The sequence below is a fragment of the Parasegetibacter sp. NRK P23 genome (assembly GCF_023721715.1).
Lineage (GTDB): Bacteria > Bacteroidota > Bacteroidia > Chitinophagales > Chitinophagaceae > Parasegetibacter.
Window position 1 is genome coordinate 2,290,414 of sequence record NZ_JAMDLG010000001.1, and the last position, 14,276, is coordinate 2,304,689.

11 protein-coding genes are annotated in these 14,276 nt (G+C 49.4%); 5 read left to right on the forward strand and 6 right to left on the reverse strand.

All coding sequences use genetic code 11. From position 1 onward, the window contains the following. Positions 1-16: 16 nt before the first annotated feature. The gene (locus tag M4J38_RS09305) at positions 17-799 is read right to left on the reverse strand and encodes a carbon-nitrogen hydrolase family protein (protein WP_251759281.1); all 783 of its coding nucleotides are present in this window, start codon (positions 797-799) and stop codon (positions 17-19) included. 114 nt (positions 800-913) lie between these two features. On the opposite strand from M4J38_RS09305, the gene M4J38_RS09310 reads away from it, so the two are divergent. Beyond that, complete coding sequence (locus tag M4J38_RS09310; protein WP_251759282.1) at positions 914-1,261, forward strand: MmcQ/YjbR family DNA-binding protein; 348 nt, start codon at positions 914-916, stop codon at positions 1,259-1,261. A 2-nt stretch (positions 1,262-1,263) separates the two neighbouring features. On the opposite strand, the gene M4J38_RS09315 is transcribed toward M4J38_RS09310, so the two are convergent. Next, entirely contained in the window at positions 1,264-1,899 is a 636-nt protein-coding gene (locus M4J38_RS09315; RefSeq protein ID WP_251759283.1) for a response regulator transcription factor, read from the reverse strand. A 37-nt stretch (positions 1,900-1,936) separates the two neighbouring features. Then, entirely contained in the window at positions 1,937-3,973 is a 2,037-nt protein-coding gene (locus M4J38_RS09320) for a sensor histidine kinase (protein WP_251759284.1), read from the reverse strand. Positions 3,974-4,181: 208 nt separating this feature from the next. Here M4J38_RS09320 and M4J38_RS09325 point away from each other — a divergent pair, with 208 nt between their 5' ends. From M4J38_RS09325 to M4J38_RS09340, 4 genes are read left to right on the forward strand one after another with little or no spacing between them, the layout of a single operon-like run. Beyond that, positions 4,182-5,399 (forward strand): hypothetical protein, encoded by a 1,218-nt coding sequence (locus M4J38_RS09325; RefSeq protein ID WP_251759285.1) that lies wholly within the window; start codon positions 4,182-4,184, stop codon positions 5,397-5,399. Between the two features lie 26 nt (positions 5,400-5,425). Then, a complete protein-coding gene (locus tag M4J38_RS09330; RefSeq protein ID WP_251759286.1) occupies positions 5,426-6,871 on the forward strand; it encodes a lipase family protein in 1,446 nt (481 codons plus the stop codon). Between the two features lie 27 nt (positions 6,872-6,898). Next, positions 6,899-8,368 carry a hypothetical protein gene (locus tag M4J38_RS09335; protein ID WP_251759287.1) on the forward strand — a complete coding sequence of 490 codons (1,470 nt, stop codon included), beginning with the start codon at positions 6,899-6,901 and terminating at the stop codon, positions 8,366-8,368. 4 nt (positions 8,369-8,372) lie between these two features. After that, a complete protein-coding gene (locus M4J38_RS09340) occupies positions 8,373-10,184 on the forward strand; it encodes a hypothetical protein (protein WP_251759288.1) in 1,812 nt (603 codons plus the stop codon). A 17-nt stretch (positions 10,185-10,201) separates the two neighbouring features. On the opposite strand, the gene M4J38_RS09345 is transcribed toward M4J38_RS09340, so the two are convergent. The 3 genes from M4J38_RS09345 to M4J38_RS09355 form a co-directional block, all read right to left on the reverse strand. Continuing rightward, positions 10,202-11,140, reverse strand: coding sequence for a 1-phosphofructokinase family hexose kinase (locus M4J38_RS09345; RefSeq protein ID WP_251759289.1), 939 nt, complete (start codon positions 11,138-11,140; stop codon positions 10,202-10,204). Between the two features lie 97 nt (positions 11,141-11,237). Next, entirely contained in the window at positions 11,238-12,191 is a 954-nt protein-coding gene (locus M4J38_RS09350; RefSeq protein ID WP_251759290.1) for an endonuclease/exonuclease/phosphatase family protein, read from the reverse strand. A 91-nt stretch (positions 12,192-12,282) separates the two neighbouring features. Next, positions 12,283-14,199, reverse strand: coding sequence for a hypothetical protein (locus tag M4J38_RS09355; RefSeq protein WP_251759291.1), 1,917 nt, complete (start codon positions 14,197-14,199; stop codon positions 12,283-12,285). Positions 14,200-14,276: the final 77 nt, after the last annotated feature.

The window sequence follows — 14,276 nt, forward strand, 5'->3', positions numbered from 1 at the left end:
TTGATAAAAAAGTAACCTATGCCATCTTCCACCGCTTCGCCAACAAACCCGTCGCCTTCGAAAGATCAATCTCCGCGACCAGCGCACCGGGCAATCCGTAGGGCTGATGCGCCATCAACCCACCGTCCGGCGCGATGATGGATGAGGCCGATTCAGGGAATTTTGTGGTGTAATTAGCGCTCGCGAAATAAATGGTATTCTCCAACGCGCGCATCATCATCGCCTTCTCGTAGTAAGGCTGCTCCATACTCCCCCACTGTTCCGGCTTTCTGCCCGAAATATCGCTGCCCGCAAAATGCGGATGGAACACGATATGGGCACCGTTAACAGCCGCCCAACGAACCGTCTCCGGATAACGAAACCCTTCATGGCAAATGGATATCCCAAACTTCAGCCCACCGGTCTCGAATAAACGCCGTTCCGTTCCCGGCACCCAGATATGATCTTCCGAAGGATCCAACTGCACTTTAGCCTGAAAACCGAGCCACTCCCCCGATGCGGAAATCACCTGCGCCACGTTCTGCAGGCCCGATTCCGAATACCAATCCATGGGAAGAATGATGGCGATTTGATACCGAAGCGCTGTTTTACAGGCAGTTTCAAGCGCCGATTCCAATTCCTGCTTATCCGGAGCCTGGTAGGGATCATCCGTTTTAAGTGGGTAACCCGGTATAAACGTTTCCGGAAAACAAATGATGGAAGCGCCTTGTCCGGCGGCGTCCATAGTGAGCTTTTCCATTTCAGCAAGAGCATGTGTTACAGACAAAGGATAAACCGGGGAAGCGATGGCTATTTTCATACAAAATGGTTAATGAAGGCGGCTGAATTTTTATCCTGGTAAATTTAAGCAGCTTAGGGCAATGAAAGTAGCCGATACGAAGCATGGCAAAAGAGAATATTTTATCTTTACCCCATGCACATCGAAGCGCTTCAGGCATACTGCCTTTCAAAACCAGGCACCGAAGAAACCCTCCCCTTCGGTCCGGATACACTTGTTTATAAAGTGGGCGGTAAAATTTACCTGCTCACCTCGCTCGACAGCGAGCAGTTCGGGTTCAATGTAAAATGCGATCCCGATCTTGCCGTTGAGTTGAGGGAACGTTATCCCTGTATTACACCCGGTTACCACATGAACAAAAAACACTGGAACACCGTTACGCCCGATGGCTCAGTGCCGGACGCGGTATTGAAGGAATGGATCGATCACTCTTATGAACTGGTGGTAAAAAGTCTGCCGGCGAAACTAAGGGCTGCATTGTAAACTTATTGCTGCCTGACCAGCAACCCCAGGTTGTAAGCGGCTTTCAGGAGCGCGGGTGTATTGTGTACATTCATTTTTTGCAGCATATTCTTCCTGTGCGTATCAATCGTGTAAATACTCAGGCAAAGTTTCTCCGCGATCTCCTGGCTGGAAAGTCCTTTATCGAGTAAGGATAGAATTTCTTTTTCCCGCCTGGTCAGCATGGGAATCTGCTGCGGATTGATGTCCAGTTCCCGGAGTTGCTGGAGTATTTTATCGTTGGCCGCTTTACTCAGGTAAACGTCTCCGTCCAGCACTTTGTTGATGGCCGTAACCAGTTCCGTTTTTTCCATATCCTTGAGCAGGTAACCATTCGCTCCTTTGCGGATCATCTGGGAAATGATGCCCGCTTCGTTCACAGAAGTAAGGCAGATGATTTTTACAGAAGGATACAACCGCCTGATCTGTTCGCAGAGTTGAAGTCCATCGGTATCGGGCAGGTTAATGTCCAGCAATACAAGATCACATTCGGGGTGTTCCCCCAATATATTTAAGGCCTGCCTGCCCGTGCGGGCGGCGGCAATCACCTCCAGGTAGCACTCATCCTTCAGCATGGTGGCCACACCATCCACCACCAGCGGGTGATCATCTATAATCATCAGTTTTACCATAAATTCAGCGATGGTCAAATGTACGTTATCGGTTCAAGGATTGCCCTTCGTCCAGTAAAATATCGATCAATACAGTGGTCCCAACATTGGGCACGGAATCGATCGACAATTTCCCGTTCAGGTATTCCACACGGCTTTTTACGGTTGACAAGCCCATACTCTGCGCCTCGCCGGTACCAGTGGTATCAAACCCTTTGCCATTGTCTTCCACCACGAGGCTGAGCCTGTCCCCTTCCCTGTTCAGTTGCACCAGCACACTGGTGGCGGCCGCGTGTTTGATAATGTTGTTCATCAGTTCCTGCACAATACGGTACAACATCACTTCTGTGGTGCGGTCGAGACGGTTTTCCAATCCGTAAGATTGAAAGTTAACGGATAACATTTTGCCTGCGCTGATGTTGTTGCTCATATCCCGGAGCGCTTCGGGAAGCCCTACTTTCAGCAATACTTCGGGCATCATATTGTGCGCCACCCGTCTCAGTTCTTCAGAGGCGGCACCGATCAGTTCCCTGGTTTTTTTATACAGCGGATTGCCCGTTAAGCCGGGCACCTCTTCCTGTAGTGTACTGTAGTGCATCCGCACGGTGGAGAATAGTCCGCCAAGCCCATCATGCAGGTCCTTCGCGATGCGAGTGCGCTCCGCTTCCTGCCCGTTCACCATCGATTGGAGCGAGATCACCTGTTGCTGCCCCTCCAGGAATTTGATTTCATCTTCTTTCAGTTTTCTATCTTTTTCGGCCAGTATTCTTCGTTGCCTGCCCGTTCTGTAAATCAGCAATACCAAAAGCAACAACAACAGGGCCACGCCCAAGGATACCAGCAGCCAGCGGTTCTTCTCCAGCACCTCCAGTTTCCGCAACGCATTCTCTTTTTCCAGGGAAGAAATATGGGTCATGCGTTTTTCGTTCTGGTATTTGGCTTCCAGGAAATTCAGTTCCTTCAGTTTTTCATCTGTTTCCAGACTATCGCTCAGGCGGATGGCTTTTTCACGGTAATCCAGGGCTTGCTGAAACTGCTTTCTTCCCTTAAAAATATCGGCCAGGTAACCAGCCGCTCTCCGGGCATTAAACGTAAGTCCGGTGGCGACGCCGGCCTGGTATACTTCTTCGAACAACGGAATGGCTTTGGGAATCATGCCCGCCTCATAATAACTCGTAGCCAGGTTTTGCATGGCGGAAAGGCGGCTGCCTTCATTGTTCATTTCTGAAGCCGTTTTCAATGATTGTTCATGCGCGGCGATCGCTTTATCGTATGCCCTGAGGTAATCGCGGAAGAAATTCCCTTCCAGCTTATAATATTCATAACGGGTATCCAATGCCTGGTAAGGACTGAATTCTGCGGTTGCGATCAGGGTTTTCATTTCTTTCAGTACGCGGTCTATACCAGCACTGTCTTTACGCACACTATAGAGTGAATGCAATTCGTACAAATAATCGAAATGATAAATCGGCTTCGCCTTTTTCACCTGGGGCTCGGCGCTCGCCAGGTATTCCGCGGCTTTGTCGAAAAGTTTCAACTGCCGGTATTCACTCGCAATGTTGCAATACACAATCACCAGGTTGTTAGGATCAGGCGTTTGCAGTTCCGCGAGTTCAAGGGATTTCAGGCGGTGCGATAAAGCCGTAGCGTAATCACCATTCCGGTTGTAGATACCCCCGAGGTTATTATGGGCCATCATGTGGGCACGGAGCCTGCGGAGACTGTCTTTCGAAGGTGATGGCTCAGTAAGAATAGCTTCATAAGTCCCGATCGCTTCCAGCCAGTTGTTCATCTTCACCGCGTAGTTGCCTTTTGCGATCAGCGACTGGCATATACCCGTATAATATTTCTCCTTCCGCGCAATATCCAGCGCCTGCCCAAGCAGGGAAAGGCCCGCCGTATCCTGCTTGTGCGTGAGCAGGTAGCCCCCCAGCCGGTTCAGGGCGTCCACCCGGGTGGTATCGTCCTTCGGTTTCCGGATGATCTGCCAAAGGCTGTCTTCGTTCACTTTCTGTGCAAGAAGAACACCCGAAACCAGCACCAGTAGCAGAACAATACATATCTTTTTATACAAGAGCCGCATACAATAAAGCATTAAATATTACGAATCATTGAACCTTGCACGATTCAGGCTTGAAAACTACTACAATCGCCGGTGACCCCAATACCAAATATCAGGTATTTATCCCGCTGATTTTTCGCCAGGAACCGGTATATACTGAAGCCCCTTCACAACGGACATTTACAGGGAACAAAACCAACAGGAGTACATCCCCGCAAATATGCCTTTCATGCGACAACTATTCTTATTACCGCTACTGCTTCTTCCTTTCGCCGGATTCGCACAGGAAGAGGAAAGCAAGTCCGGACGATTATCACCGAAAGAATTCGCTATTCCTCCTTCTCCCGTATTCGACCTGATGGGCGTAACGCCTTCCCAGATCAACCGCACTTCTGATATCAAGGATTTTAAGGTAGACTGGTCGTTCAAATCATGGCGCCTCAATCCAAATATCGCCATTCAATCGCAACCGGTCTGGGAATTGTTGTACCGGAGAAAAGACCTGAAAAAATACCAGCGCTCCGATTATTTCATGAGAAGACTGGCCTCACTCGATGTATCATTGGGAACGGTTCAGAACGAAGAAAGCGACCGGAGAATAGGCTTCGCTGGAAAAATGAACATCTTAAAAGGCCGCGACCCTTTGATGGAGAAGGACCTTTATGAAGAAATTTCCATTCGTTTCCAGGAAGAGCAAACCACGCTGGAAGCACAATTAAAAGCCTTGCAGGAAAAGCTGGACACCAGTATCAGTATCATTGAAAGATCGGCCATCCGCACCGAAATCAGCAATACGAACGCTGAACTGCAAACCCTGAACAGCCGGCGGAACACGGAAATAAATGAACGGGCCGCATTGTTCGTAGCGGAACATTGGAACGCCGCCTCGCTGGACGTTGCTTTTGGCCGCGTATACACTTACCAGAGCGATAGCGCGGGATCATTGAACAAATTAAGACTGAACCGGAATACCGGATGGGGCATGTGGGTGAATGGCGGTGTTCCGTTGGGAAAACGATGGCTGCTCTCCGGCCTGATCCGCACTACCTGGTATGAAGAAGAACTGAACTTCCTGTTAAGAGATAAAAATACCGGGGAAGAAACCCAACAATTGGCCGTAGCCGAAAACAAACTTTATTCCGCGGGTATCAACCTCCGTTATGGCGGACCACTCTATAGCTTTTTCGTGGAATTCCTCTATGAAAAGAAAGCGCTCAAAACACCCATAGAAGCACTGAGCGAAGCGTTTACCGCTCCGGCAGATGTGGAGATTGTTGAATCCTCCGTGAAGTGGACCACCGTTCATCCCAACGCCTTGAGCCTGGGTGGCGACTGGCGCATCAGCAGGAACGTGATCATCAACTACGGGATGCGCTGGATACTGGATAAAAACGGGAAGTCGCAGGCATTTATCCCCGTGGCGGGTATTTCCTGCATGATGCGGTAATCTTTTCAATCCTCAATCACCATTATATGAAACGAGTATTAATGTTCATGCTGCTTTCATTCAGCATTTGCTTCAGCGCAAAAACACAGGTCCGGTTCTGTACCGACCCGCGTTTTGCCTTCGATATTCCTGAAAAGGAAAATAACTGTATGCAGTATTTCAATTACAACGAAACCGGCATGACGCCCGGGAACGCATTCATTCTCGCCAAGATGAGTGAACTGATTTACCCGGAAAGACTGTATTACCAAACGCGCTACCTTCAGAATGGCCAGCGTCCGGTCACTTCCATTTCCAGTACCGATTGGATCGAACAGAACAGCACGGTAAACAACAGTAATATTGAAGCCGTGTTTGCCGGGCGGTTCGCGCATTACTTCTTTGATGAACGGCAGCGACCGAAACGCCTAGCGCTCCTGGCCGTTCCGGTAAAGATGGTGCCCGAAGCGCAGAAGGTAACCAAATTACCTGCCAACATTAACCTCAGGCTGGATTCTTCGAAAAGCACCGTGCCTCCGAAAGCGAGTCAGCCGGTTGCCCGGAACTTCGAAGAAGATTCCATTGCCTGGGTGAACGAAAACACGGCGCAATTCAAATTTATCCGCCAGCGCAACGGGGTGAAGATACTGGGCATTGATGCGGGCTTCGATCCTGAACTCATGATGATAGATGCGCCAAAAGCGAACTTCATCGTTTTCCGCGGCACCGATGCATATAAAGAAATCGGCAACAGAGGGGAATGGATCGGAACCGACTTTCTCGCCACGTTCAAGGATGGAACCGGTTCGCTGTCCGGCACAAAATTGCACAGTGGTTTTTACGAAAGTTACCTGCTCATCAGGCCCGAACTGATCGGCTTCCTGAATGCCAACGGCGGGAAATCGAAAAAGATATGGCTCACCGGCCACAGCCTGGGTTCCGCCATGGCCGTGATCGCAGGGGTTGACCTGAAAGCCGCCGGATACAATGTACAGTCCGTATACGGTTTCTCCGCACCAAGAGTACTGGGCAACGATGCCTTTAAAAACAAAGGAAATAGTTTATTGCCCAACCGCATCCACCGTTTTGAATACTATCTGGACCCGGTAAGTGTAGTAGGCGTTCCTTTCTACCATGCGCCGGGCAAACGCCACTGGTTCGACCATGTGGAATACGGCGATCTTCAGAAATACACTACCGACGACGACCGCTACCTTTCCCTTAACCCCTGCGAATTCAACAAATGTCCGGGCGATAGCCGAAGCGACAACACCGTTCGTATCCTGAAAGCGAGAAAAAGCGGGGTAATGACCGATTTCATGGCTGAACCCACCAAACTGATGGGCCATAACCACAACCCGCAGTGGATGCTGCGGGGTATTTACAAACTGTTATCCGCAACCGAAAAAGCCCGTCTTCCTTCTATTGACGACAGCTTCCCCTTCCTCTATGCCAAAGGTCCAACCGATACCCCCATTCCCGGCACCCGCTAATATTCCTTCATCCCACAACATACAATTATGAAAAAAGTATTCCTCCTCGCGGGCACCTCGTTCCTGCTCGCAAACAGTTCGATGGCCCAGAACAGGATCGTCATCGAAAACAGGCAGCCGGTCAGTTTCAGCGGCAAAACACCGGTCGCTTTTAAACGATTCGACCTTGCAGAAGCCAAAGTAAACGGGCAGCAAATGAAGCCTACCGACAAAATTAAAACCATCAGCGGAAAAGAAATCACGGTGGAAGAATACCTGGCGCGCGTCAATAAAATTGAACAGGAAATCAGCAAGCGGGGCTATTCCCTCCGGAAATATGAGATCGGTAAAACATCCCTCAAGTTCAAACCGGTCAACATTTCGAATACGGAAATCCTGCGCAAGAACCAGCTCATCAATACCGGGGTGAAAGCGCCTTTGGGCCGTCAGCAACGGGTAACCATGTTGTTTCCGCAAAAAAAGAGCACGGCAACGGCTTCGGCTACCACGCTCAACAAGACTGCCAACAACGGATTGATTACACAGAAAAAACCGGTATCGAATGTAAACCTGGAAATCAAAAGAGAAGAAAAAAGAATTGAAGAAGAATACTCCATCGCGCAACTGCTGAAACCACTTACCGACCAGATACAGGAATCGATGGGCAACGATGGCGCTAACTTCAGCCTATCAAACGCCTCGCTCAAAGTTTCCAGTTACGCCGTGAAGCCACTGGGCGGAAACGTGGAAAACGGCATGGGCACCACCGGCTCAGAATACAAAGTAGCGGTCAACTTCAACGCCAATGTCAGGGGGTCCTTCGGGCTGCCTTTCACCATCACTATTCCCATGGCCACCATGAACGGAGAGTTCACCGCCAAGGCCAACAACAACCAGGCCCATGAAAGAAAAGTGGTGGTAAACCTGATGGGCAGATCTTTTTTCAACAGAACCACCAATATTTCCAGCGCCACCTTTTCTGAAAGTGATGAGGAAGAATTGCAATTGAGTGAAATTATGCCCACCCGCACCTTCTCTTCCCTCAACTTTATGGACTGGCTTCCTTCCATCGGCATCAATACCACTTTCTCGCTGGGTGGATCTGTAGGATGCAGCTACGACGTACAGATGGACAGAAACGGAGTTTCCGCACACATCGGCCCCACCTATGGCACGACCCTCCGCGTAGCCGCCTCTTATGGCATGGAAGATGTGCTGGAAGGCGGCATAGAAGGCATCATCACTTTAGTGAAAGGAGGACTGGGCTTCGGCGGCACTGCCGGTCTTGCGAGAGAAGAAGGTGTTTGGCGGCTGAAGAACATCTCTTCCGTAGAAGCCACACTGGAAGCGCTGAAAGGAGAGATCAATCTTTTTGTAAGATACCCTGACCTTTCCAACTGGAGTTGCTTCGCGCCCTGCATTAAAAAAGAAACCATCCCCATTTATGAAACACCTGCCGCTTTCCGCCTGAATGGCACTTTGCTGGAATCCGACAAAGGCTTTAACCTGAACTGGTAATTTTATGACGACAGCGTATTTCCCGACACGGCTTCTTTCCTTCACCAAAACGGCAACCGTTTTTATTTACTGTCCCCTCATGGTCCTGCAAGGATATGCGCAGGAAAGAAAGCTGGTGTCCCGAGCGCCGGAAGCCTGGGAATACGCTGTCGTTTTTAACAGTGGTGTGCAAACAAACCTTTCCTTTTTTAATGCAGCGATCGCCGACACGCAACTGAATGCCGGAATGGAAGGACTGATAAATATCTCAGTACAAAAGGATAAGAATGGTTCGCATGTTTGCTGCCGGTTTACTTCCATCAGCAAACTCAATCTTCCCTTACCGGAATCTGTGAAAGAAGCAGTTAACAACAGCCTACTTGCAGGATTTTGTTTCACACGTCATTCAAATGGGTTGATCGATAGCATCTTTTTTCCCGGAACACCAGGAGATGCGGCTGAACACCTCGTTGTCCAGTTTATTGAAGGATGGCAGTATTTCAATCCCGGAACTTCCAGGCATAAACGGACAAACGAAATATATCTTTCAGATGGAAAGGTAAACGCGGTTTTTAACCACAACGGCCGCACCCTTGTAATGGATTCTCTGAATGCCGTGTATGAAAAATCCAGCCGGCATCCCGATCTCATTCCCCAACATACTGTTTACCACAGCCACCTTCGTTTTACGTTTGAAAAAGCAGCGGCGTTTCCTTCGGAAGTAAACGGCTTCATCAACCGGCAATCTTTCATCAGTCATCACCTGGCCAGTGCAATGAAGAACAGCTATGCTTACAGCAGGAAACAAATTTTAAAAAATAATGCGGGCCACAGCTCCGATTCATACGCTTATAAACGACCATTTTATTACCCGCAACGGGTGCAGTTGCTGGAGCAGAAAAGAATACTGGCGCGCGCGGAAAATATACGGTCCGCAGACCTGGAAGCGGCATTGGCCACCATTGAAGACAGCACCACCGAACTCCGGCAACAGCATATACTGGACGACCTGAAAGCCTTTCTGCTGGCGGAAAAGCCTCTATCGGAACAACTGGAAAACATTTTTTTGGAAACCAACCCTCGGACAGCCCGTTTCAAACTGATCAGGGCCGCATTGATTGGCGCCGCTACAACAGAGGCCCAGGCTATAATGGTAAAAATGATCAAAAAATACCGGCATGAGGAGGTGAACCTGCTTCGGTATATCGTGCCGTCGGTTGGTCTTATCCAAACACCTGGATATGCCTTACAATACGAACTGGAAGACATTGTAACGGACCCGAAAACACCTTCCGCCCGCAAATCATCCACCTTTCTTTCGTTGGGCAATATGGCCGGCGCGTTGAGTACAACCGATCGTTCACGCGCAGATTCACTGGTAGCACGATTGATCCACCTGCTAAAACCTATCAACGATCCCATGCTGTTGCTTTCCGTGCTGGGCAACGCCGGAACAAACAACGCTTTACCCGCCATTCTTCCCTACCTGAAAGACACTACTGAAACCATCAGTGGTATGGCCTGGTATGCCCTTCGGTTTGTTGAACATGAAAAGGTGGATCGTTTATACCTTGATGCAATTTCAAATGGCGCGGCATTTAACGAACCTGTACTTAGCACTATATTGGAAGCGATGTTCTATCGCCACTTCAGGCCGGAGGCGTTGCCACATCTTGAAAAAATACTACAAACAGGTTCAGAGAAATTACAGCTTCAGTGCCTGCAACTCCTTTGCCATTATTCTTACCACTATCCTTCTTTGCTGGAGTTGATCGGGCAAATCGCGGTTTCACATCCAAATGAGAAAGTCCGGGCCGCGGCAGCCGCCTTTCATTAGTTCCATAGTGCTTCTATTTATAGTACGTTTCTCGACTTCATAAGCGTGAACAAATGATCGGCATCTTTTTTACGGCACAATGCCGTTCCCTCGTTCATTGTAGCCGCTGTTCCGCAAGCCACACCGTACCGGACGGCATCCTGAATGCTCCTGTTTTGCGCGATGCTCCACACCATACCGGCTACCATACTATCGCCCGCGCCAACCGTACTCTTAATTTTTACTGCCGGAGGAAAGATGTGCTCCGCGATATCTTTCGTTACCACCATAGCGCCGGCAGCGCCCATAGACACCACCATTACTTCGCAGTGGCCGCTTCTGATTACTTCCCTGGCCGCATCATCCACCAGTTCTATATCCAGGTCGTCTTTCTCCACGAGCGAAGCGAGTTCGCCGAGGTTGGGCTTTAAAAGATAAACACCCGCCTGAACAGTTTTCTTCAGGGCATCACCTGAAGTATCGATGATCAACCGGGCTTTGTTGCGTTGCGCGATGGCGCCTATCATCAGGTATACATCATCGGGAACGCCTTTTGGCAAACTGCCGCTAACTACGATAATATCCGCATCCTTTGCGAGTTCCAGTCCGTTCAGGCAATCACGCCATTCAGTCTCCGAAATTTCGGGCCCCGGCATTCCAAAACGGTATTGCTGCCCCGATGCCGATTCCAGTACGATAAAATTCTCCCTGGTATTTCCTGCAATAGGCGTAACCACCGATTCCACGCCCTCTGCTTTCAACAAATCCACAAACGCCTGCCCGGCATAACCGCCCGCCAGGTAAAAAGCCGTGGCCTCACCCCCGAGTTTTTTAATGGCCCTGGCCACATTGATGCCCCCGCCTCCCGGCTCGAATACCGGATCACCACATCTGAGTTTTTTCTCCGGCATTAACACCGGGACAGTGGTACTTTTATCGATCGCGGGATTGAAGGTTACGGTGATGATCTTCGGCATACGAATGTTTTGTAGACCTGAATTTATTGAATATTCAACTTCAGGAATTGAAAAACTTCTTTTTAGGTGTAATTGAATCCATCCACGCAAATGTTCTTCACACCCCGAACTCGGCCCAAAGCGGGAAATGATCCGATATTCTGTAAGAAAGTTCCCTGGTGGTATAGTTTCGCTGTTTCAGCACTTTATCCCTGAAATCGTACACGCCGCCTGTTTTGTATTGAAGGGAAAGTGTATTGTTGAACCACGCGATCTGGTCGTAGTAAGAATAACTGTCTTTAAAGATGGTTCTGCTGAAGGATTCCAGTTCCTGCGGCACCTGTAACCCTGTGGACACAAAGGCTTCATAAGTAGGATCACCTCTTTTCACGATATTAAAATCGCCGAGCACCAGCAGCGTATGGTCCCAACTGTGTAATTCATCCGCCCAGTCTTTTACCCAGTTGGCGATGGCTTTCAGTTCGGGCACCCTGTCGGCGCTCCTGTCGCCATACAACACGTGCATGGTAAGTAGAACAAAAGTTCTTCCCCCAGACAAGAAACTAACGGCATAGGGTGTACGTACGAACTGCCTTTGCAGGGCATCGGCTCCAATCATGCGGTTGGCTTCCAGCACTTCATGGGGCACTACGATTTCGCAGGCGAGGCCGGACAATTTCACTTTCCGCGTATCGTAAATGAACGCGAGCCTTTCATAATTTCCGGAACCTGAATTGTTGACATCCGTCATCAGAAAGGCCCAATCGGAGCCGAGAAGCTTCATGGTATGGCGTAAGCATTTGAGGTTGGCCCTTACTTCCTGCACGGCGATGATATCGAACCGTTTTATTATTTCCACGATAGCGAGGAGGGAATGAAGGTCGCGTTTGGGCGACTGATTCGGCCCGGCTTCCCAGGCTTCCGTGAAGTCACCGAAAGCACGGATGTTCCAAGTGGCGATGAGTATGTTGCGATCGAGTTGCTTGGCGGGAATGGAAAGTGAAAGATCAATCGACAAATCTGTCAACTCCTGCTGAATAAATGGCGGTGGCGTATCGAGGATGGATGGCATGAACAAATCGTTGGTTTCAGCATGAATGTAGTGATTTTGTGATTGCGTTCAAAACCACTACATTCTGTCAACACAAATTACGCGGCGGTCATTACAATGCCTTTACCCTGCCTGAGCGCATATTGCACTTGTTCATCAACTGTATCTCCCACTGGAAATCCGGGTATTGCTGCTGAAAACCCTCCGCAACGGTTTTACCCGAAACACATAATCCATACCTCATGGAAACGCGTAGAACACCCTGGTTAACGGTTCCTGAAATGAGTTTTACATTATAGCTGTTGTGTCCTATCGACCAATCTGCACCAGGACTCTTAAAATAGAGCCTAACCGGATAACAGGTAGTGCTTGCATCGCATAACGCGGAATAAGACCCGTCAATCAGAATTCCCGGACCGTCGGCAGTGAACGGTACCAGAAAGGAAAGGGTTCCGGCAGTGCCATCGGAACAGGCAAGTGTGATATTGCCGATAACGGGTGCATGTACAATCGCGGGATCGCATTCCACCGATAACTTAAAATTCAGTTTGGCCACCTGTTCGCCTTTGTAAAGAATCGTTACATGAGTGGATTGATCGGTCTTCTCATTGGTGGACAACTTCAAACTAAAACCATCATCACCGGGGACCAACTGGTGGTTCACGAGACTGTTGCCCACCTCTCCGATGGTTACATCGCTGTAATGAATGTACAGTTGTCTGTTGTCTTTATTCACCAGTTTGAAATCCCGCGCCACATTGTTAAAAACGATGAAAGGCGTGGACAGAACGGGTGCGCCGTTCACTTCAACCACCTTCGGTTCCATGTAGGAAAGCGACAACGAATGCTCCAGCGGCTGCTGTCCTTCTCCCCCCACCAGTGTGCAGCGCGATTTCAGGCTTGAATAACTTTTATAGTTGGTGATCGTGTAGGGGTCAATCTGAAAAACGAGCAAGCCGTTTGCCGGAACAGAAGCTTTTGCGGTTTTATAAACGATGTTACCGGAGGCGGACATCAGTTCAAAGTCGGCAAAAACAGGCTTTTTCGTAAAAGGAAGTTTCGTATCCGCATCGTTAACAACATAAGTGAACTTTGCGGTGATATCGGTTACTTCATCATAATTCATATCCGATGCGGCGGGCACCAGCGCGAGTTCCAGTGAAGGTTCCGCTTTCAGTTTACGCAGTTGCTCTTCCAGGCTTTTCAGCAATCCGGACAATGCCGCGGATTCCCATTTGAGCCCTGACAATTTTCCGGTAACGGCTTTTAATACGGCGGAGAGTTTTGCCCTTGCATTTTCGAGCAGTTGTATCTTTTCCAGTTTGGGCTTATAGGCATCGAGAGATTTGATGGCATCCAGCGCTTCGGTGAACGCGTTCTTAATAGTTGAAAGCGCCGGATAGCTGTCCCATGCGAGTCCGCCGCAGGCGTGGTATTGCAGGTGATTGTCGATGGTTTTGTCCAGGTCTTCCGCAGGCTGCGGCTGCGCGCAATTCCAGGGATCCGTTCCCTGTTGCTGGCGGAAAGCTGAATAGCCGGCGGCTTTCTCCCCATCATTAAAATAAGCGCTTTTCAACACCTCTGGTTCTCCCCCGCCTGTTTCGTCCAATACAGCGATCTCAAAGTTGTTGTTACCGAAAGCCCTTTCTTCCAATACCAGTCCATCGGATACACCGCCCGTTGTAGTGTAATAACGACTGCTTCCCGTAGCCGGGTTGATGTGGCATACATACGCATGCTGTCCGTTGTTGAAAGTGAGCACCGTTGCGGAAATAAAGGCCACGCGCCCCTGCGCGTCGGTACTGGCATAAGCCGCAAGGGTATCGTTACCGAACACCAGCTTCATGGCGAGTTGTGCTTCCTGACCGGGCAACAGGTCCGTTTCAAAATAAATATTTCCCAATCCGGGAACTTTTGCCGCATTGTATGCAGCATCGGCACTACGCTTTTCTTCAGGCGTAGGCGTGGCATCCTTTTTTCCACAATTTAAAAATGGAACCAGCAGCAATAGTAATATTACCTTCTTCATACGGTAGAGATTATGTTTTTACCTGGGATATTGAGCAGAAGACGAACACCGCCTTCAGGCGGCAAATTACAATAGGC

Bases quoted from the DNA above. Each gene is read 5' to 3' on its own strand.
- M4J38_RS09315 (WP_251759283.1), bottom strand. From the start codon at position 1,899: ATGATTATAGATGATCACCCGCTGGTGGTGGATGGTGTGGCCACCATG.
- M4J38_RS09325 (WP_251759285.1), top strand. From the start codon at position 4,182: ATGCGACAACTATTCTTATTACCGCTACTGCTTCTTCCTTTCGCCGGA.
- M4J38_RS09330 (WP_251759286.1), top strand. From the start codon at position 5,426: ATGAAACGAGTATTAATGTTCATGCTGCTTTCATTCAGCATTTGCTTC.
- M4J38_RS09345 (WP_251759289.1), bottom strand. From the start codon at position 11,140: ATGCCGAAGATCATCACCGTAACCTTCAATCCCGCGATCGATAAAAGT.
- M4J38_RS09350 (WP_251759290.1), bottom strand. From the start codon at position 12,191: ATGCCATCCATCCTCGATACGCCACCGCCATTTATTCAGCAGGAGTTG.
- M4J38_RS09310 (WP_251759282.1), top strand. From the start codon at position 914: ATGCACATCGAAGCGCTTCAGGCATACTGCCTTTCAAAACCAGGCACC.
- M4J38_RS09340 (WP_251759288.1), top strand. From the start codon at position 8,373: ATGACGACAGCGTATTTCCCGACACGGCTTCTTTCCTTCACCAAAACG.
- M4J38_RS09320 (WP_251759284.1), bottom strand. From the start codon at position 3,973: ATGCGGCTCTTGTATAAAAAGATATGTATTGTTCTGCTACTGGTGCTG.
- M4J38_RS09305 (WP_251759281.1), bottom strand. From the start codon at position 799: ATGAAAATAGCCATCGCTTCCCCGGTTTATCCTTTGTCTGTAACACAT.
- M4J38_RS09335 (WP_251759287.1), top strand. From the start codon at position 6,899: ATGAAAAAAGTATTCCTCCTCGCGGGCACCTCGTTCCTGCTCGCAAAC.
- M4J38_RS09355 (WP_251759291.1), bottom strand. From the start codon at position 14,199: ATGAAGAAGGTAATATTACTATTGCTGCTGGTTCCATTTTTAAATTGT.